Consider the following 19,657-nt stretch of genomic DNA (forward strand, 5'->3'; position numbering starts at 1 on the left):
ATCTAGCCATCGATGAGTCCAAGTCCATCATGTGCGACCAGAAGCAGCCGTGTAAGTGGGAAGTACGCACATCGGGAAGGCGGCACCGTCGAGAACGCCGACCTACGCCTGCACAACTGCAACTCCCACACCTGCAGCGGCACCGACAGCGCCGGCATCGTCGCCCATCGCATCACCACCCCATGGACGGTGGACACCCTGACCTGGAGCAACCAGCCCTCGGTCACCGTCAGCGGGCAGGTGGGCAATAAGGGCGCCTACAGCGCGACCATCCCCTGTCCCGAAGGCGAGGGCGAACTCTACTACTCCATCGAGCAGATGGTTCAGGCCTGGATGGACGGCGAACCGGGCGAAGGCGTCCGGCTCATCTCGCCCACCGAAACCGTCGCGCAGAACTGGCGTCACTACCGCTCCGACGAATACGGCGGTTACGACACGTACCCGATCACCCCCCGCGGCCCTGTCCTCATCATCAAGTACACGCCTCCTCAGACCGAGGACGTTTTCGCCGTTCATGACCCCTCGGAACTCGACGAAGACGCCACGTATGAGAACGAGATCGCCAACAAGGTAGTGCCCAAGCGGTTGGGGTTTGCCCTGTTCGTGCGGACACGCCGGGCGAGATACCACTGCGGCCAGCGTGATCCCTTCAGACTTTGTGATCGTGGCTGAGCGGGTTCGTGTACGCGAGATCGATGATGACGAGGGCAACCGGCTGCTGCGGATCGTGCGGCGGGGCTCCGGCTCGGTGGTGACCTGGCGGCGGGCGCAGATGGTGCTGTGGTCGGCGCAGGGCATGACCATCCAGAAGGTGGCGGAATTGGCGTTCACCAGCGAGGACCGGGTCCGTGATGTGATCCACAACTTCAACGCCGACGGGTTCGACTCGCTGTATCCCCGGTACAAGGGCGGTCGGCAGCCGAAGTTCACCCTGCCGCAGCGCGTGGAGATCAAGAAGATCGCCAAGTCCCAACCCGCCGAGCACGGCCTGCCGTTTTCCCGGTGGAGCCTGGCCAAGCTGGCCGATTTCCTGGTCGCCGAGGGGGTGGTCGACGACATCAGCCATGAGGGCCTGCGCGAGCTTCTCCGTGCAGAGGGTGTCTCATTTCAAGCCATAAAGACCTGGAAGTCCTCCGCTGATCCGGACTACGCGGTCAAGAAGGCCCGGATCGAGCACCTGTACGCGATCGTCGACGGTCAGGTGTTACCCGAGGACGGCGACCCTGCCGTGATCTTCTGCGTGGACGAATTCGGGCCGCTTTACCTGCAACCCCGCCCCGGCCGCCAGCGGACCGACGTCGGCGGCAAGGGCAAGGACCCCGATCGTGCGCCCCGGCCGCGGATGCGCGCCACCTACACCCGCACCCAGGGCGTCCGGCACCTGTTCGCCGCCCTGGGCCTGGGCAAGGACAAGATGTACGGACACGTCAAGAAGCGCAAGCGGCGCGGAGAGTTCCTGGAGTTCTGCCGCTACCTGCGCAGCCTCTACCCACTCGACGTCCGGATCGCGATCATCTGCGACAACTTCAGCCCGCACCTGACCACCAAGAAGGACAAGCGGGTCGGACAGTGGGCCAAGGCGAACAACGTCGAGATCGCCTACACGCCCACCAACCCCTCGTGGATGAACCGCATCGAGGCCCAGTTCACCGCGCTGCGGGAGTTCACCCTCAACGGCACCGACCATGCCAGCCATCGCGAGCAGAGCAGCATGATTCGCCGTTATATTGCCTGGCGCAACCGCCACACCGACAACCCCCGACTACGACGGATCGTCAACAGAGCGAACGTGGCCTGACACGAACGCCTCATTCCGGCACAGTCTGACGGTCGTGCTGGCTACTGTTTTCGGCATGCCGGAGTCTTTCGATCAACTGTCCTTTGACGCTGGTGACGGCCTCCCGCCAGCATCTCGCGATGAGATGGTGCCGGGATTGCGCTACATCGCCGGCTGGCTTACTCCCGACGCCTGCGCGTCGTTGCTTTCATTCATCGACGCCGCCGAGTGGTCGACACAACTGCGACGACGAGTGCAACACTACGGTCACCGCTACGACTACGGCCGCCGAAGTGTGGCGAGGAATCCCTTGGTCGCCGCCGCTCCACCGATCCCGGCATGGGCCCAACAGCAGGCCATGCGCCTGGTCCGCGAAGGAATCATGGACAGTGAAGCAAACCAAGTGATCATCAACGAGTACCAGCCGGGACAAGGCATCAGCCCACACGTCGACTGCGTGCCCTGCTTTGGCCCGGTCGTCGCCGCGATCTCCCTGGGCTCCGCTTGCCTCATGGACTTCACCCATCCTGCAGACGGTATGAAGGTGGCGATGTCTCTCGCCCCAGGCAGCCTGTGTGTCATGTCAGGACCTGCCCGATACACCTGGCGTCACAGCATTGCCGCGCGCAAGAGCGACCCCACTGCGGCAGGCCGCATCCCGCGCACGCGGCGCGTGTCAGTAACCTTCCGCACGGTCAACGATCCGCTGTTGTAACCGGACTCTAGGACTCCTGTCGACCAAGGCCCATAACAGGGCAAACGTGAGGTTCCCCCAGTAGCACGGCCACCCGAGGTGAGGTCACTCAGTGGTGTCTGAGGGCCGGTAGAGGCTCTCGAACGTGACGGGACTGTGCATCTCGATGCCGGAATGGCGTCGGTAGGGATTGTACCGGCATTCAATCCATTCGAAGATGGCGTTAGCGAGTTCGTCGCGTGTTTTCCAGATTCTGGTGCCGAGAAGTTCGAGCTGCATTGTTCCTCAGAACGACTCCATCATCGCATTGTCATAGCAGTCACCAACCGTTCCCATCGATCCGAGCAGGCCGGCATCTCGCAAACGCTTGCCGAAGACCCAAGACGTGTATTGCGTACCGTGATCGGAACGCAGAATGGTCGAGCGCGCGTCCGGTTTTCGCCGGGCCACGGCCATCGCTAACGCGTTCACCACCAGGTCGGTATTCTGACGAGCGTCGATGGACGAGCCGATGTTCCGGCGCGAATAGGCGTCCATCACGGCGGCGCAATATGGCTTTCCTTCGCCGGTGGGATGCCCGGTGATGTCGGTCAGCCACAGCCGATCGGGCGCCTCGACGTCGAAGCCGCGTTGCACCAGGTCCTCCTCGGTAGCCTGGTTGACCAGGTTGCGGCGGCCCTTGCGCCGGTACACGCCCTGCAGGCCGGCCTCGCGCATGAGCCTCTCCACGCGCTTGCGGTTGACCTTCTCGCCCAGCCCGAGCGTGAGCTCGGCATGCACCCGCGGCGAGCCGTAACTGCCACGCGAGTCCGCGTGTACCTGACGGATTATTTTGGTGAGTTCTTCGTTGCGGAGCGCACGTGGCGGCTCGGGCCGACCGAGCCGGTCGTAATATCCCGATGTCGACACCCGGAGTACTCGGCAGGCCACCGCGACCGGAATGTGGTCATCGGCAAGCTCACGGACCAGCGAGTGGATTACTTTGGGAGGACACTGCCGACGACCAAGCCGGCCAATTGCGGGAACACCAGCTCCGCAAGATCCTTTACGTCACACCAGCGTCACGCTGACACAGCACGGCGAGATAGCCATGTACCGACACGAGCTATCACGTTCCGTCACCACCGAATGTGAGCCAGAGCCACTGACTGGACACACCCGTTGTGGATGCGTTCTACGGCTGAGCAACGGCGGCCAGGTTCACCACGCGGACGCCGCCGCCCTCCGTCCAGAAAATGACACCGCTACCTGACGACCACTGCCTGCCACCCGACGGCAGCTGGGCGCCCTCGAAGGTCACGGTCGTCCGCGTGCGGGCGTCGTAGATTTCGCCGGAGCCGGTGAAGAACCGATCCCGATACGGGTAGTCGCGCAGCCCTCGATGGACGTCGTTCCAGCTGCCGTCGCTGCGCTGGACAACGGTGTCGTCTCCGCGCGTCCCGGTACACCAGGTCGGCCCGCAGCGCAGGCCCTCGACGCCTGCTGCGGGGCGAACCTTGATAGTGCCTCCCGTCTGCAGGTTGACGACTTTGGTCGGATTCGTACGCACGTCCAGAGGCTCGTCTGTCGCCCACGGCCACTCCACGAGCTGCAGCCCCTTGGATCCGGGCACCCGTTCGGGGACTCCGCCGTCGATCCTCATCCGCCAGAGCCCGTCCAGCGGTGCTGACCAGACGATGTCCTGGCCGGCGAGCGCCATGCGATCGACGTTCTCTCCCGGGATCGGCCCGACCTTCCTCGCCTGCCCACCGGCCCGCAAGGGAGCGACCCAGGCCTGCCCGTCGGCGAGCCAGACCACTCGCTCGCGGCCGATGGCCAGATGCCGCGGCGCCTGCCTGAGAGCGGCGACGGTTCGTGAACGCTTGGAGGCGGCGTTGTAGACCTCGAGGGTTCCTCGCTCGCCCCAGGCCAGCACCTCTGTGGCGCTGATCGCCGCCAGCGGCCTGGAGCGCGCGGGCATGGTGAACACCGCCTGCGGCCACAGCCGTTCGACCGCGTTTCCCTCCGGCTGCGCCAGCCTTGGTTCCGCCGTGTCCACGACGACTTGCGGTGCAGGCCAGGCGGCCATCGCGCCCCATCCGAGGGCCGCCGCGCAGACCGCCGCGAGCGCCCCCTTCGCCTTCCTGCGCCTCCGGCGTCGTCTCTTGGCCATCACGCCGGGCAGTACGTCCTGGTTCTCGGCTCGATCGGCGATGGTACGCAACGCCTGAGCCAGTTCTTTTTCGGTTGTCATCTCCACCTCCCCGTGAGTGCGTCCGCGCGGACGCGGAGTGTGGCGAGCGCACGCGAGACCTGGCTGCGAACGGTCGCCTGCGAGATGCCGAGCCTCGCCGCGATCTCCTCATCGGCGAGATCCTCGTAGTAGCGCAGGACCAGCACCGCGCGCTGTCTGGCCGGTAAGGCCCGCAGGCGCTGCCAGATCTCGCCGAGCTCGTGTTCGTCCTCGTGGACCGGAGAGGGAACCTCCGCCGTGAGGTGCTCCAGCCGTCGCCTGCGCCACCAGCTCACATGCTGCCGGGCCATGATCGTCCGAACGTATCCCTCGGGGTCGTCCTTGCTGCGTACACGCCGCCACGAGGAGCTCAGCTTGAGCAGAGCCTCCTGGACCAGGTCGGCCGCGTCGTCGGCGCTGCCGGTCAGCACCAAGCCGTAGCGCAGCAGCGCATGGCTCCTGGCGCGGACAAACTCCTCGAACTCCACCTTCCAGGGACGCACGGGCCGACATCCTTGTTGCAAAAACCTTTTTGGGGTCGGAGCCACGCACTGACCGCGCGGCAGCAGGCCGAGCCGGTACCTATGCATGCCACCGGTAACTATCACCACCGAGTGGTCTACGCGCCCGCCCTGTTCGGCGCGCAGACCACTTCGCATATCCGTGCAGACGACTTCGGAAACCGAGAGCCGTGTTCGCCGACGTGAGCTGGGTCAGCGGGTCGGCGTGGCTGGTATGCGCGAGCAACCGATGCACCACTTCCGGGTCGACCAACGTGCCTGACAAGATCATCGCGCTCCGACCTGTGAGGAGATGCGAAGAACCCTGGATAACGTCGGTTGGGTGGGGGAAGGCGGCCACGGTCATCGGGTGGCTCTTCTGCCGGCAGGGTGTCCAGGAGGCGCTGGCCTGTCCTTGCGGGCAGGTGACCTGCCGACGCTCCCAGCCGATGGTGAAGGCGGTGCGGTCGTAGCCGTTGCGGGTGCGGGCCTGGACGGAGTTATCTGTCCGCAACGGCGCGACCAGGTTGATCTGGTGCTGCTCACGGGCGGCGACGATGAGTTCGGCGGAGGAGTGGCCCGCATCCAGGTAGTGCTCGGCGGGGAGGAGGCCGCGTCGGGCCAGATGCCGGTGGATGGTCTCGGTCACCGCCGTGTCGGGCACGGTGGCGTCGGTGGTGGCCACGTTCGTGATCAAGTTCGGCGGCGTCTTGCCGGTGCCGCTGGTACACCCTGGTCAACGAGCTGGTGGAGGGCGCTGACGAGAAGGTGCTGACCGAGACCATCGCCCGCTACGGCCGCGTCGATCTCCTTTGTATTGATGAACTCGGCTATATGGAGCTTGATCCGCGCGGGCCAACGCCGCCACCGTCGCCGGCTGACCATTTTCTTGTTCTTCCTCGGCAAAGCACCTGGTCCGCCACTGAGAGCAGCGGGTCAAGATGCGGCGGCCGCAGGCGAAGCAGAGGACGAACGATCTTGACGCGGGACGAGCAGCGGCCATCATCCTCGCCCCGAGAAAGAGCAGCGGCACGGTAGACGAGCGAGTCCAGCCACAGCTCAGCTGAGCGTCGCCAGAGGCGTGGCCTTGCTCAAGGCCTGCCGGCGTTGGCAGCCAGGAACGACAGCGCCGTCGGCAGAACGTCGGTCGACCTGTCCCAGCAGCCCTTGTGATCTGCGTCGGAGATGGACAAGAAGTTTGCGCCTGAGCGCTCGGCGAAGGCCCGCATCGGCTCGTGCCAAGGGTCGGCCGTGCCCGCGTACAGCAGCATCGGCACGCCGGAACCGGCGAGTTCCCGCTGGAGTCCAGGCTCGCGGGAGAACGCCTCATAATTGGCGCGGAAACCGGCAGGATCACCCGCCTCGATCAGGGCGGCCTGATAGGGATCGGCAGCGGCGCCTTGCTTCATCAACTGGTACGCATCGGTGTCGGCAGGCAGGCCGAGCAGGCGCAGCGTAGGACCGACCACGGAGCGGAAACCGTCGACAGGATCAAAACCACCGGCCACCAGACAGGTCAGGCGGTCAGGCGCATGCGCGGCGACCGCGTACCCCGTCATGGCGCCGAGCGAGTACCCCCACAACGCGGCCCGTTCGACGCCGACCTCGTCCAGCACCGCCGTGACAGAGTCCACCCGCCGTTCAAGCGAATAGTCCTCGGCCCGGTGCGGGGCGTCGCTACCACCCAGGCCGAGCGGGTCGACGGCGATTACGGTGTAGGTGGACGTGAGTGCGGACGTGTAGCCGCTATGCGCCCAATGCGCCCCGTCCTGGAACATGCCCGGATGAAGCACCACCGCGGGGCCATCGCCGGAGACCTCGTAGGAAATCTTGAAACCGTTGCTGCGCGCGATGGGCACGGGTTGTTTCCCTCAGCTGTTCACGAAGATCCTGCGGCTGCACGCAGGATCGTTACGATTGATAACGGGATCAATCGTGACGCATGCCTAGAAGGCTTTGGAAGAAGGCACTTTCTTGTCGCAACGGAACACCGCGGTAACAAACCAGCTCACGCCCGCGACGACGGCACCCGCCCCTGACGATTGCCCGCTGCCTGAGGTCCTGGGCTTGATCGGCGGAAAGTGGAGCGCTCAGGTACTGGTCGAACTGGGCAACGGTCCACGCCGCTTCACCCAGCTGGAGCGCGCGATCACGGGCATCAGCCGGCGCATGCTGACCGTGAGCTTGCGCGATCTCGAACGCAACGGGCTCGTCACCCGAACCGTGTACCCGGATTCCCCGCCGCGAGTGGAGTACGCCACTACTCCATTGATCGAAGCCATACGCGAGCCCCTGGAAGCACTCACGGACTGGGCCCGTCTCGCAGCCCCTGCCATCACCGCGGCCCGCCGGGCCTACGACAGCTCGGCCGATTCACAGCCCTGATGCGCTGACCTACGTTCGCTATCTGCAGGCCCGACCCGGCGCCTACCGTTGAACGGGTCGGTCGCCAAGGCCGGGCTGAACAAGAGCATCCTCGACGCGGGTCCGGGGTGTTCCTCGCGATCCTCACGCACAAGGCTGAAAGCGCCGATCGGGACCGATCACCCGCCGTTGGCTGCGAGCCCGCCCCAGTCCCCGAAGCGTATGTACAGAGACCGGGGCGGATCGGCGTGCGGCTTGCCAGGGCGCCACGGGCAGGAGACTGTCACCCCGCCTTGTAGCCATGGATCGCGAGTGCGGTCTAGATCAGGGGGCAGCTGTCGCGATACTGCGAGATGCCGTCCCGGTTGGTCAGCGGGCAGAGGAATTGGCTGTAGCGGGCGTCGTCGTCGATGAATATCTTCATCCACGGGATCATGGTGCGCGCGAGGGTGGTGCTCGGCTGCCCGATGTAGTTGTGGCCGGCGCCGGCGATCTCGATGTAGGCCCTCTCCGTTGTCGCCGGGATGGTGTTGTACAGGGTGGTCAGGCGCGGTGGGGGCACCAAGGTGTCGTTCTGCATCGCGTAGATGAGAGTTGGCACCCGGTCACTGGAGAGGTTCCCCGAAGGCAGATGGGGCGCGTTCCCGATGGCTGCCTGGAGTGAAGGACGCCGCAGGGCGGCGTCGAGAGCTCCGCCCCCGCCCATGGAGTGTCCGGCTACCGCCAGCCGGGTGGCGTCGACCCGCCCGCGTACGGTACTGCGTTGGGTCAGGTAGTCCAGCGCTGCCAGGAGCTGCGTGCCACGGCTGGTGGGGCTGTCGTTGAGGTTGTTGGTCTCGATTCCGAAGACGACGAAACCCCGAGAGGCCAACCGCGGTCCCAGCCAGGCGATGCCCGGCCAGGTGCCATTGAGGCCGGGCGAGATGGCCATCGCGCCGAAGGTGCCCTGGTCGGTAGCCGTCGGGTAGTAGATGGTCCCGCCGCCGAAGCCGTTCCCGCGCGAAACCCCGACTGATGCTGTCGCGAAGGGGCCGGTGGGGGCCGCAATGCTGGCGGCCGTCGGATCGGGGCCCCGCTGGTGGGGGTTCTCCGCGGCGGACGCGGCGCGGGTCGTCGCCGTAGGGGCGAGGACGCTGAGGACGATCGCAGTCCCGGCAAGGGTTTTACGGGGTAACCACGCGCGCGGCTTCCGACGCGTACGCGCTGCTCTCTCTTGTTGTGGCATGTTGTCCTCCTCGATGGACCGGTGCGTGGGTTCAGCAGGCAGACAGCGAGGGCGAGGAGCGTATGGTGGTGGGCCCTTGCCAGGTGCCACCGCGTGGAGACTGGCGTGTCGCGGCTCAGCCGGGCGTTGCCGCGGTGAAGGTGAACGAACCGGAGGGGACGTTGTAGACGGCGTAGGCGCCGTCCATACGCTGGAACGCGGTCCGGTGCGGTGCTGCGACCAGGCGCCGCTCCTTTGCCGGTACCCAGACTTCGGCCGTGGTGTTCGGTGGCACCTCGACCGTCAACTTGAACGTTCGCTGCCCGCGGCTCCATTCGGACCGCACCACCCCCTGCGGCGTGGTGTAGCTGCCTTTGACGTAGGTGAGATCCCCGACCGGCTTGGGTTGGATGATGAGGTCGCGGTAGGCGGTCGAGCCGTCTGCCTCGCGGATGCCGGCCAGGCCGGCGTGGAACCACTCCTCGATCTGGGCGAGGATCATGTGGTTCTTGGACGATCCCCGGTCCCAGCGCTCCCCGATCGTGGTCATGCCGCCCGGGTTGGCGCTGGTGGACTGCATGAAGTAGCCGTAGCCGGGCTGGTCGTCCTGCTGCAGGACCTCCCACAGGACGTCGTCGCGGCCGCCGGCGGCCAGGACACGGACGATCGGGCCCATGCCGATGGTGCCGCCGCTGAAGTGCGGTCCTTCGCCGTTCGGGTGGTAGGCGCGGACGAGTTCGACGAGGGCGTCGAGGACGGCCTGGCGTTCTCCGTCCGGGACGAGGCCGGCGTCGAGGGCCAGCGCCTGGGCCGTCTGGGTGGCGCCGGCGGTCCCGGCGTCGCCGTCGGTGGTGTAGCGGCGGAGCTGCTGGTTGTAGAAGTGGGCGTTGAAGGCGTTCTTGATGTCGGCGGCCAGCGTCCGGTAACGGGCGGCGTCGTCGGCGTGGCCGGTCAGGTCGGCCATCTTCGCCAGCTTGGTGATCATGACGTAGTAGCCCCACGTGCCGGTGATGCGGCCTGAGGTCTCGTCGGCGGCCACCCAGTCGGCCAGGGCGGCGTCCACGATGTGCGCGTCGGCGCCGGTGCCGGCCTTCTGGCGCTGGATGTAGTCGGCGAACAGGACCATCTGCTCGTAGTAGCGGGCCATGGTCTCGGTGTCGCCGTACAGCTCGTACAGCATCGCCGGGACGAGGATGATGGCGTCGCCCCAGTTGATCTCGTCACCGAAGCGGCCGCTGTAGCCCCAGTCGTAGACGGGCGTCTTCAAGGCCACGTTGCCGCGCATCGGGGTGCCGGCGACGGACTGGCCTTCGACGAGGTGCCGCATGGTGGTCTTCAGGTACGCGCCCAGGTCGTGGTTACGGTGGATGGCGCCCATCGGCATCGTGTAGTCGGCCGGGTAGGACAGCTTTTCCCGCCCGGGGCAGTCGGTGAAGACCGACATGATGTTGGAGGCGAAGGAGTAGCGGGCCATCGTGTGGATGCGGTTGATCCGGGCGTCGGAGGTGGTCACCTGGCCCGCGACGGGGGTGTCGGCCTGGAGCCGGATACCCTTGATGAGATCCTTGCCGGGAGTGTAGCCCTCGGGCAGGCCGGTGACCTGGATCCACTGCATGCCGAAGTAGTTGAAGTCGGGGTGCCAGCTCTCGCCGCCGGGCAGGCCGGCGGTGGTGTAGGTGTTGAACAGGTCGCGGCCCCGGTTGCCGCCGCCGCCCATCAGGGAGGCCTGGTCCACGGTGCCGTCGGGGGCCAGGGACTCGGCGGGGGACATGCGGATGGTGATCCCGGCGGGCAGGCGGCCCTTGAGGTTGAGTTGGGGCCAGCCGGTGATGTTCTGGCCCAGGTCGAACACCCAGACGCCCGGCGCTGGGTTGGTCAGGGAGACCGGGGTGAAGGTCTCGACGGCTTTGACCGGTTCGGCCGCGCGGGCGACGAGCTTGGTGGCCAGGTTCGGCGGGGGTGCGATGCCGGCATCCGTCCAGGCCATGAGGGTGCCGTCGCGGCGCTTGGCCGTGGGGGAGAGGTCGGCGCCGGGAGAGTCCCAGCCGGGTTGCTCCCGGCGGGCGTCATGGTCGGAACCGGAGTACCAGGCGTCGGTGACCAGGGGGCCCAGGGCGGTGCGCCAGCTCCGGTCGGAGACGATGACGTCCGGCGAGCCGTCGGTGTAGGTGATCTCCAGGCGGGCGATCAGGCGGGGCGTCACCGCGGCGCCGGCGCTGGCGTCGCTCGCGGCGATGTTGTTGCCTGAGCCGGTCACGGTCGCGCCCGCAGGGTGCGGCTTGTCCAGCGCGGGGGTGAAGGTGATGCCGGTGCTGCCGATCGCCGTGATCGTGCGGGACTCGAGGTTGTCGCCGCCGTCGCCGGTGTCGATGCTGATGGTGCCGCCGACGTGGTAGCCGGTGACGCTGTTCGGCGTGACGGTGGTGGCGCCGGGCGCGGTGCCGGCGGTCAGGGTGCCGCTGCCCTTGAGCTGGCTCTGCCACCAGGAGTAGGGCGCCGTCCGGCCGACGGCCGGATTGGTGACGCTGCGCCGTACGTAGGCGGGGCCGTTGCCGAGCCGTACGCCCAGGGTGTTGGCGCCGGCGCGCAGGTCGTCGGTGACGTCGTAGGTGCGGTACTCGCTGGAGAGCTGGTAGTTGGCGTTGCCGGGGGCGAGCACCTCGTCGCTGAGCGTGCGGCCGTTGAGGGTCGGCAGGTGCAGTCCGATGCCGGAGAGGTAGAGGCGGGCGCTCGCCACGCGTTTGCGGCGGTCGAGGTCGAACGCGCGGGCGAAGATCGGCATGGGCTGGTTCTCGGCGCGGCCGGGGTACTCGATCCAGCGTGCCTGCCCCCAGTCGCTCTGCTGGAGCAGGCCCATCTCCCAGGACGAGGGCCTGCTCCAGTCCGAGGGCTGCTCGTTCGCGTCCCAGACGCGCACGTGCCAGCCGACCTTCTGCCGCGAGGCCAGAGGCTGTCCGCCGTAGCGGACGCCGGACTGGATGGCCGAGCCCACCTTGCCGGAGTCCCACAGCAGTCGCCCGCGCCTGAGATCGCTCTCGCTCGCGGCCACCTGGATCTGGTACGCGGTCTGCGCGTCGGCCGGGCAGGCGACCCGGGAGCCGGGCCGCCGGCACGGATGGCCGGCGGCTTGCCGGGAGGGGGTCATCCGCCACGCCAGCAGCGGGGCGAGGCTGTCGATGCCGAGGGGCTGATCGTGCCGGCCGTCCACGCGCAGGTCCACGACCTCGACGTGGGGTTGCCTGCCGGCCGCCGCCGCTGGAGGGGTGAGGGGCTGTGCGAGGACGAGGGTGAACGTCACTCCCAGCCCTGCCAGGACGCGTATCCGGCGACGTAATGAGGACACAAGTCACTCCCTTCCGCGCATGGCGCACCCATGGAAAAGATCGAGCGCCGGCTGTGTCGGCGGCGTTCGTCGCCGCGAGAGCTGATCTGGGCTGTCCGGGCGATCGGGGGACCGGCGGCGAGGATGAGGCTCGGGTCGCCGAGGGTCAGCGCGGTGTGGACAGGATGTCGTCACGAGGCTGGGCCACGGCATACTCCTCTCGCGATAAAACGATTTAAGCACCCCGGTCGATGTCGCCAACGTAAGCGCTCTGACATAAGGCGTCAAGAGTAAATTTGAGTAACGATTCTCAGAGTTACACCACGTCAATGGATCACAACTGAAGCTGTTTGGGTAACGATATCCATCGTGATCATGCCGCTGGCGCTGAGGGCCGGATCGCAGGCCGGAGGCCAGCACTCGCTCTTCTCGAAGGCCATCCCACGCGTCAACCACAGGCACGATCTCCAGCAGGCGCGGGCGACGGTTCAGCTCTGGCGGGACAGCCAGGTGGTGGGGCGGCGGCGGATCTGGTCGATGGAGGTGAGTGCCGCGCCGATGACGGCCGCGTCCGGGCCGAGCAGGGTGGGGCGGACGGTGACCGGCGACCAGGAGGCGGTCACCACCCGGCGGTCGATCTCGGCGCGCACCGAGTCGATCAGCCACGACGACAGCAGCGCGAAACTGCCGCCGAGCAGGACGGTGCCGACGTCGAGCACGTTGACCGCGCCGGACAGCGCGATGCCGAGCGCGCTCCCGGCCCGGTCGAGCGCGGCCAGCGCGGCGGGGTCGTCGGCCTCGGCGCGGGTGGTGATGACGGAGTCGGGGTTGATCCCCTCGAAAGTGCCACCGGCTCGTCCGGGGACGACGCCGGGCGGGACGGCGCTTTCGAGGGCGTCCGTCCGGTTGGTTGCTCCTGGCAGCGCGCCGAGGATGGCGCCGGTGCTGGCGTAGGTTTCCAGGCAGCCGCGCGACCCGCAGGCACACGTGGCGCCCTCCGACTCGACGGTCACGTGCCCCAGCTCGCCGCTCCAGCCACGTGCCCCCCGCATCAGGGTGCCGTTCAGCACGATCCCGGCGCCGATGCCGAGTCCTCCCGACACGTACAGGAAACTCCCCAGGGGGTCGTCCCCGGCATACAGCTCGCCCAGCGCGGCCAGGTTGGCCTCGTTGTCCACCGCGCACGGCACGCCCAGGTCGGCCAGGAACGTTCCGGCGTCGACGTCGCGCCAGCCCAGCGCGGGCGCGATGCGCACCACCCCGCCGTCGACGGGTCCGGGTACGGCCAGCGTCGCGGTGATCACGGTCAGCTCCTTGACCCTGACCGCCTCGATCGCCTCGCGCCCCATACGGGTCAGCTCGCCCAGCACCGCCCCGGCATCACGCCCGGTGTACGGCATGGGCGCGAACGTCAGATGCCGCACCGTGCCGGTGAGGTCCACGACGCAGGCGGCCAGCCCGTCGGCGCGGATGTCCAGGCCCAGCCCGGCGGGTCCCTGGTCGGACAGGGTCAGGCCCACCCGGGGACGGCCCGCGCGACCGTTGTGGGTGACACCCTTCTCGGTGATGAGCCGCCCGGCGAGGAGTTCCTCGGTGATACGGGTGATCGTTGGCCGGGTCAGCCCGGTCGCGGTGGCCAGTTCGGTGCGCGAGATCGGGCTGCCCGCGCCGAGGATGCGCTGGAGGACCACCTCGAGGTTGAGATCGCGCAGATCCTCCTGCCGGACAGCGCTGTCGGGCGGCCGCGGCCCGTTCTGCCGGAAGGCCGTCATGCCACCGGCAACGAGTGGAAGCCCGGTGTGCCGTCGAGCACCGGCCGATCCGCTGCGGGGAGCCCGTGGTCCGCCACGCCGTCGGTCGCCACGCCGTCGGTCGCCGCGCCGTCGGTCGCCGCGCCGTCGGTCGCCGCGCCGTCGGTCGCCGCGCCGTCGGTCGCCGCGCCGCTGGCCGCCGCGCCGCTGGCCGCCGCGCCGCTGGCCGCCGCGCCGCTGGCCGCCGCGCCGCTGGTCGCCGCGCCGCGTCCGTTTTCCGCTACCAGTTCGGCCGCCGAATCGGCGTTCAGCGCGCCGTCGGCGATCAGGGTCACCACGTGGCGGGCGATCTCCTCACCCGGCTGCAGCACCAGGGGCGCGTCCCAGGCCACGCTCGAACCCACCCCGAGGTAGTCGCGGGCCCGCACGAACCACCGGTCGCGGGCGGTGTCGGCGTCGCCGGGCGCGAACACCATCGTCCAGTCGGCCACCGCCACCGCCACCCACTCGGCGCTGTGCCCGTGCACCGGCTCGACGCCCGTCCCCGCCGGGCTCAGCACCGTCGCGCCCGGCACCGCCGGGCCGCGCCAGAAGAAGCCGCCGTACCCCGCGCCCACCCGCCCGCTGGCAGCTGGGCTGCGCACCTCCAGCGGCCGGTCGGTGACATTGGCCAGCCTGCTGCGCACCGACAGCGACCACACGCTGCCCGATACCTGCTCGCAGCCGATCACGCGCCGCTCACGCAGCAGCATCCGCTCGTCCGGGCCGAGCCAGCGCAGGCTGTGCGCCAGCTCGCCGCCTCCGCGCCGTTCCCAGCGCTCGTGCCGCTGGGAGCCGTGGTTGTCCAGCCAGGCCGGGCCATGGCCGGAGACGAAGGTGCGCCCGCCCCAGAAGTTGACCCCGTGGATGTCGGGGTAGGCCACGCCGATGCCGAACTGGTGCGGGTGCGAGACCGGGACCGCGTCGGTGACGGTACGGCCGGCCAGCGTGCGCACCGGGTGCAGGAACGGACGAGGCGAGCTGGAGGCGGGTGCTTCCGGCTGCCAGACGTAGATGGCCACCTCACGCCCGTCGAGCCGCAACACTTCCGCCGACATCTCGCCGCCTTCTGGTACTCGGGAGTTCTGAGCGTAGCCCCGGGACGATGCCGCCACGAGCACGCCAGGCGTCATCACGCGGACATGCCCGGGATCGGCTCGAGCTCGTCCAGCCGTACGGCGCGGCCGGTGCGCAACGACTCGTTGCCCGCCACCCCGACCAGCACGCCGGCCGCCCCATCGGCGAACCCGGCCTGGCGGCGCAACGGGTCACCAGAGGGTCCGCCGAAGACGTCGCGCAGCAACATCGCGTCCCCGCCGCCGTGGCCGCCGGCCCCGTCGGGGATGGGAACCTCGACGGCGGGTTCCCAGTGCCGCTGCAGCAACAGGCGCGAACCGCGGGTGCGGTGCCCGCTGCCGGCGGGGCCGCTCCTGGAGCCCTCGGGCTCGGTCCTCGGGTCGGGCTCGCCCTCGCGGTGGGCGACCGAGCCGCGTGTCGTACCGGAATCCGGGTTGGCCGTGGCCGCGCCGATGGTCGCCAAGGCGTCCGTCGGGGAGACGTGGGGCCGTTCCACCACGTCGAGCTCGATCCGCCCCGCCGTACCGTTGATCGCGACCCGGTAGCCCTCCCACGGGCAGTGCGCGTGCAGGCTGTACGACATCGACGCCCCGCCTCGGTAGCCGACGACGACGTTGAGGTTGTCCTCGATGGTGATGCCGTCGGAGAAGACGTCGCGGTCGCGGATGTAGCCGTCGAGGTGTTCGCCGGCGCCGTACAGCTCGCGGAGTTTCTCGTCGGAGGCCAGGTCCAGGGTGAACGGGTCGCCCGCGACCGGCCCCCGGTCCGGCCGCGGTCCCAGGCCGCGGCGCGCGGCGTTGGCGGGGCCGTAGAAGCGCAGCCCGCCGCGGGCGAAGACGACCTCGGGCCGGTCGTGCAGCCACCAGTTGACCAGGTCGAAGTGGTGGGTGGCCTTGTGTACCAGCAGCCCGCCGGAGGCGGACTTGTCGCGGTGCCAGCGGCGGAAGTAGTCGGCGCCGTGCACGGTGTCCAGACACCACTCGAAGGTGACCGAGGTGACCTCGCCGATTTCGCCGTCGGCGATCAGCTGCCTGATGAGACTGTTGCGTGGCGAATACCGGTAGTTGAAGGTGACCGTCAGCTCCGCCGTACCCTCGACCAGGGCCGAGCCGATCTCCCGCAACCCCTCCAGGTCGGTGGTCATGGGCTTCTCCACGACCACGTCCACGCCCGCGCGCAGCGCGCGGCTGACGTAGCCGGCGTGCGTGAAGTCGGGCGAGGTGACCACCACCACGTCCGACCCCTCCAGCACCCGGTCGTAGTCGTCAGGGGCGTAGTGCGGCAGCGGGGCGCCCGCGACCCGGTCGTAGTAGGCCATGCGCACCTCGTTGGTGTCGCAGAAGGCCACCGGACGGCCGAGGTCGGCGTAGGGGCCGAGCAGGGCGTCCAGGTACATCCGGGCGCGTGAGCCGGTCCCGACGAAGGCGTAGCGTCTCATTTCAGTCCTGTGGTGGCGATGCCCTTGACCAGGTACTTCTGGCCGGCGATGAAGAACCCGATGACCGGGGCGAGGGAGACGAACGACATGGCGAACATCTGCCCCCACTGCGACTGGCCCTCGGAGTCGATGAACTGCCTCAGCGCCAGCGGGACGGTGTACAGCTCCTGCTCGGTCAGGTAGAGCAGCGGGCTGAAGAACTCGTTCCACGTCGAGATGAACGTGAAGATCGCCGTGGTCGCGAAGGCAGGCTTGCACAGCGGCAGGATGACGCTCCAGAAGATCCGGAACGTGCCCGCGCCGTCGATGCGGGCCGCCTCGTCCAGCTCCCTGGGCAGCGAGCGGATGAACTGCACCATGAGGAAGATGTAGAAGGCGCTGGTGGCCAGGAAGTTGGGGACGATCAGCGGGTAGTAGGTGTTGAGCCAGCCCAGCTTGGCGAAGACGATGTACTGCGGCACCAGCAGCACGTGACCCGGAAGCATCATCGTGCCGAGCGTCAGCGCGAAGAAGAGCTTGCGGCCACGGAAGTTGAGCCGGGCGAAGGCGTAGGCGGCCAGCGAGCACGACAGCAGGTTGCCCAGGATGCTCAGCACGACGATGACGACCGAGTTGACCAGGTAGAGGTCGAAGGGGAACTGCAGGGCCGTCCAGCCCCCGGCGTAGTTGGAGAGGTCCCACTCGGCGGGCCAGAGCGACAGATCCTTGAAGACGATCCCGGTCGGCTTGAGCGAGCTGGACACCAGCCACAGCAACGGGTAGAGCATGACGATGCTCGCCAGGCAGAGCAGCAGGTGTTTGGTGAAGCGTCTGCGGCGGCTGTTGCCGATGCGCTCGATGTAGCTCTCGTCAGTTGTCATAGTGCACCCACCGCTTGGCCATGAGGAAGTTGAGGCCGGTGAACGCCGCGATGATGATCAGCAGCATCCAGGCCATCGCCGAGGCGTAGCCCATGTGGAACTGCTCGAACCCCTGCTTGTAGAGGTAGAGGTTGTAGAACATCGTGGAGTTGGCCGGCCCGCCCTTGCCGCCGCTGAAGATGAACCCCTGGGTGAAGGTCTGGAAGGAGGAGATCAGCGACTGGATCAGGTTGAAGAAGATGATCGGGCTGAGCAGCGGCAGCGTGATCTTGCGGAACTGCTGCCACTTGGTCGCCCCGTCGATGGCGGCGGCCTCGTAGTACATCGCCGGGATCTGCTTCAGGCCGGCCAGGAAGATCACCATGGGGGAGCCGAACGTCCAGATGTGCAGGATGATCAGCGTGGTGAGGGCGTAGTCCGGATCGGAGGTCCATCCGATCTTCTCGACGCCGAAGAAGCCGAGGAAGGCGTTGACGATGCCGTTGAGGCCGAAGATGTAGCGCCACAGCAGCACCAGTGCCACGCTGCCGCCCAGCAGCGAGGGCAGATAGAAGATCGCCCGGTAGACCGGCAGGCCCCGCACGCCCCGGTTGAGGAGCATGGCGACGCCCAGCGCGGCGGCCAGCGAGAGGGGCACCGAGACGAAGGTGTAGACGAACGTGACCTTGACCGACTGCCACCAGGTGTCGTCGGAGAACATCTCGGCGAAGTTCTCCAGGCCGATCCAGTTCGGGACGTTCAGCAGGTTGTAGTCGGTGAAGGCCAGGTAGAGCGAGGCGAAGAACGGGATGATCGTGAAGGCCATCCCGAGGAACCAGGGCAGGATGAACAGGTAGCCCGACCGGTCCTGAGGTGGTTTCGCCGCCTTGCGTGGCGAAACGGGTGCCCCGGACACGGCCAGGTCCTCCACAGGCGCGAGCGTCACTGCGACAGCGCCTTCGTCGCCGCCTCGATGACCTTTTTGGCGGCCTCGGCCGGGGTCAGTCGCCCGTGCTCGACCTCGGGGGCGACCGCGGTGAGTTCGTCCTGGATGCCGCTGGCGCCCTTGGGGTAGGGCGGCACGGCGACCAGTGTCTGCTTCTGCAGGCCGATCAGGTAGTCGGTGGCCACCTGGTCGTCCTTCTCCATCGTCGGCTTGATCGCGTCGGCGACGACGGTGCTGGCGGGCACGCCGCGGGTGGTGCCCATGGCCTTGTTGGCCTCCACGTCGTTGATGAGGAAGTTGAGCAGCCGCAGCGCCTCCTTCGGGTGCTTGGAGGAGGCTGCGATCGACCACAGCGCCGGGGTGCCGATGTTCGTGCCGCGCCGCTTGGCGGTGGCCTCGCCGGGGATGCCCAGCAGCACCAGGTTGCCGCCGGCGACCTTGTTGTAGCCGAGGAGACCGTTGCTCGGGATGATCTGCGAGGCGACGGAGCCCTTGGCGATGTAGGACTGGTCGGGCGAGGAGCCGGTCGTCTCGACGAATCCGGCGGGCGGGAAGCCGCCCTCCTTGCGCATGTCCTCGAACATCTGGAACCACGCGGTGAGCGTGGCCTCGCTGACCCCGAACTTGCCGTCGGCGGTGAAGAGGTCCTCGCCCTGCTGGGAGACGTAGACGACCAGGTTGGCCAGGGTCGCCGGGTCCACCAGGGTGCCGTAGACCTTCTTACCGCTCTTGTCGGTGACCTCCTTGGCGAACTTGGCCAGGTCCTGCCAGGTCCAGGTGGCGCCGTCGGGGATGGTCACGCCGTACTGGTCGGTGATCGTCTTGTTGACGATGAAGCCGATCGCGTTGAGCCCCGAGGGGATGCCGTAGACGGCGTCGCCGACCTTGGTGAGGTTCACCGCGGCCTGGCTGAGGTTGGCGGTGTCCACGATGCCGGGGTGGTCATTGAGATTGAGCAGCGACTTGCGGTCGGCGTACTCCCGCAAGCTGTCCATCCGCATCATCATCAGGTCCGGCGGATTGCCGGCGGCGAAGCGCGTGGCCAGCTTGTCCTTGTAGGGGCCGCTGTCCTGGTACTCGGTCTTGATGGTGATGCCCGGGTTGGCTTTCATGAACAGGTCGAGCGCGGCCTGGGTCTTCTGGGCTCGGAAAGCGTCGCCCCACCAGACCATGTTCAGCTCGATTTTGCCGGAGGCCGCCTCGCTGCCGCCGCCTCCGAAGCCACGGCCACAGGCGGCCACGGCAAGACCGAGCCCGGTCAGGCCGGCGGTGCGCAGCATGTCTCTTCTGGAAATCATCAGTCGTCTTGCCCTTCGCACGGGGGGTTGCGAGGAGGCTACGGCGAGGTTTCGGGTTACGTCAATCGGTGAAACAAATATTAAGGAAAGCCATTGACAGTAATTCCGGGGCATTCCTACAGTGAGGGCACCTCGCCCCCAGAACCCCGGCCGTGCGAAGACCACCACGGCGGGGTCTCCTCAGGAAAGCGAACCC

18 protein-coding genes are annotated in these 19,657 nt (G+C 67.8%); 4 read left to right on the top strand and 14 right to left on the bottom strand.

The features are described from left to right. The first annotated feature begins 12 nt into the window (after positions 1 to 12). The 3 genes from H4W80_RS02905 to H4W80_RS02915 are packed head-to-tail and all read left to right on the top strand — an operon-like array spanning position 13 to position 2,492. Positions 13 to 672, top strand: a complete 660-nt coding sequence (locus tag H4W80_RS02905; protein WP_192783630.1) for a DNRLRE domain-containing protein — start codon at positions 13 to 15, stop codon at positions 670 to 672. Then, the gene (locus tag H4W80_RS02910; RefSeq protein ID WP_192783631.1) at positions 665 to 1,798 is read left to right on the top strand and encodes an IS630 family transposase; all 1,134 of its coding nucleotides are present in this window, start codon (positions 665 to 667) and stop codon (positions 1,796 to 1,798) included. The genes H4W80_RS02905 and H4W80_RS02910 overlap by 8 nt, the downstream gene beginning before the upstream one ends. 55 nt (positions 1,799 to 1,853) lie before the next feature. Further along, positions 1,854 to 2,492, top strand: coding sequence for an alpha-ketoglutarate-dependent dioxygenase AlkB (locus H4W80_RS02915; RefSeq protein WP_192783632.1), 639 nt, complete (start codon positions 1,854 to 1,856; stop codon positions 2,490 to 2,492). 84 nt (positions 2,493 to 2,576) lie between these two features. Here the strand turns inward: H4W80_RS02915 and H4W80_RS64360 are convergent, their stop codons facing one another. From H4W80_RS64360 to H4W80_RS02945, 6 genes are all read right to left on the bottom strand, one after another. Next, on the bottom strand, positions 2,577 to 2,750 hold the full coding sequence (locus H4W80_RS64360) for an IS3 family transposase (RefSeq protein ID WP_192783633.1): 174 nt from the start codon (positions 2,748 to 2,750) through the stop codon (positions 2,577 to 2,579). Between the two features lie 6 nt (positions 2,751 to 2,756). Beyond that, entirely contained in the window at positions 2,757 to 3,488 is a 732-nt protein-coding gene (locus H4W80_RS02925) for an IS3 family transposase (protein ID WP_192793234.1), read from the bottom strand. 157 nt (positions 3,489 to 3,645) lie between these two features. Further along, positions 3,646 to 4,704 (bottom strand): hypothetical protein, encoded by a 1,059-nt coding sequence (locus tag H4W80_RS02930; protein WP_192783634.1) that lies wholly within the window; start codon positions 4,702 to 4,704, stop codon positions 3,646 to 3,648. Continuing rightward, positions 4,701 to 5,186: a SigE family RNA polymerase sigma factor gene (locus H4W80_RS02935; RefSeq protein ID WP_318786674.1), complete on the bottom strand. Its 486-nt coding sequence runs from the start codon at positions 5,184 to 5,186 to the stop codon at positions 4,701 to 4,703. The genes H4W80_RS02930 and H4W80_RS02935 overlap by 4 nt, the downstream gene beginning before the upstream one ends. A 79-nt stretch (positions 5,187 to 5,265) precedes the next feature. Further along, positions 5,266 to 5,868: a hypothetical protein gene (locus tag H4W80_RS02940; protein ID WP_192783636.1), complete on the bottom strand. Its 603-nt coding sequence runs from the start codon at positions 5,866 to 5,868 to the stop codon at positions 5,266 to 5,268. A gap of 406 nt (positions 5,869 to 6,274) precedes the next feature. Next, positions 6,275 to 7,042, bottom strand: a complete 768-nt coding sequence (locus H4W80_RS02945; RefSeq protein WP_192783637.1) for an alpha/beta fold hydrolase — start codon at positions 7,040 to 7,042, stop codon at positions 6,275 to 6,277. Positions 7,043 to 7,157: 115 nt separating this feature from the next. On the opposite strand from H4W80_RS02945, the gene H4W80_RS02950 reads away from it, so the two are divergent. Further along, positions 7,158 to 7,568: a winged helix-turn-helix transcriptional regulator gene (locus tag H4W80_RS02950; RefSeq protein WP_192783638.1), complete on the top strand. Its 411-nt coding sequence runs from the start codon at positions 7,158 to 7,160 to the stop codon at positions 7,566 to 7,568. 298 nt (positions 7,569 to 7,866) lie between these two features. On the opposite strand, the gene H4W80_RS02955 is transcribed toward H4W80_RS02950, so the two are convergent. From H4W80_RS02955 to H4W80_RS02990, 8 genes are all read right to left on the bottom strand, one after another. Further along, positions 7,867 to 8,772, bottom strand: a complete 906-nt coding sequence (locus H4W80_RS02955; RefSeq protein ID WP_465263727.1) for a dienelactone hydrolase family protein — start codon at positions 8,770 to 8,772, stop codon at positions 7,867 to 7,869. A gap of 115 nt (positions 8,773 to 8,887) precedes the next feature. After that, positions 8,888 to 12,094, bottom strand: coding sequence for a family 78 glycoside hydrolase catalytic domain (locus tag H4W80_RS02960; RefSeq protein WP_318786675.1), 3,207 nt, complete (start codon positions 12,092 to 12,094; stop codon positions 8,888 to 8,890). A 467-nt stretch (positions 12,095 to 12,561) separates the two neighbouring features. Continuing rightward, positions 12,562 to 13,845, bottom strand: a complete 1,284-nt coding sequence (locus H4W80_RS02965) for an ROK family transcriptional regulator (protein WP_192783639.1) — start codon at positions 13,843 to 13,845, stop codon at positions 12,562 to 12,564. After that, positions 13,842 to 14,921 (bottom strand): DUF6807 domain-containing protein, encoded by a 1,080-nt coding sequence (locus tag H4W80_RS02970; protein WP_192783640.1) that lies wholly within the window; start codon positions 14,919 to 14,921, stop codon positions 13,842 to 13,844. Before H4W80_RS02970 ends, H4W80_RS02965 begins: the two co-directional genes overlap by 4 nt. Positions 14,922 to 14,995: 74 nt before the next feature. Further along, on the bottom strand, positions 14,996 to 16,378 hold the full coding sequence (locus H4W80_RS02975; RefSeq protein WP_192783641.1) for a Gfo/Idh/MocA family protein: 1,383 nt from the start codon (positions 16,376 to 16,378) through the stop codon (positions 14,996 to 14,998). Beyond that, the gene (locus tag H4W80_RS02980) at positions 16,375 to 17,238 is read right to left on the bottom strand and encodes a carbohydrate ABC transporter permease (protein WP_192783642.1); all 864 of its coding nucleotides are present in this window, start codon (positions 17,236 to 17,238) and stop codon (positions 16,375 to 16,377) included. Before H4W80_RS02980 ends, H4W80_RS02975 begins: the two co-directional genes overlap by 4 nt. Then, complete coding sequence (locus H4W80_RS02985) at positions 17,228 to 18,163, bottom strand: carbohydrate ABC transporter permease (protein WP_378525994.1); 936 nt, start codon at positions 18,161 to 18,163, stop codon at positions 17,228 to 17,230. The genes H4W80_RS02980 and H4W80_RS02985 overlap by 11 nt, the downstream gene beginning before the upstream one ends. Beyond that, the gene (locus H4W80_RS02990) at positions 18,160 to 19,461 is read right to left on the bottom strand and encodes an ABC transporter substrate-binding protein (RefSeq protein ID WP_192783643.1); all 1,302 of its coding nucleotides are present in this window, start codon (positions 19,459 to 19,461) and stop codon (positions 18,160 to 18,162) included. Before H4W80_RS02990 ends, H4W80_RS02985 begins: the two co-directional genes overlap by 4 nt. Positions 19,462 to 19,657: the final 196 nt, after the last annotated feature.

This window comes from Nonomuraea angiospora, assembly GCF_014873145.1.
GTDB lineage: Bacteria > Actinomycetota > Actinomycetes > Streptosporangiales > Streptosporangiaceae > Nonomuraea > Nonomuraea angiospora.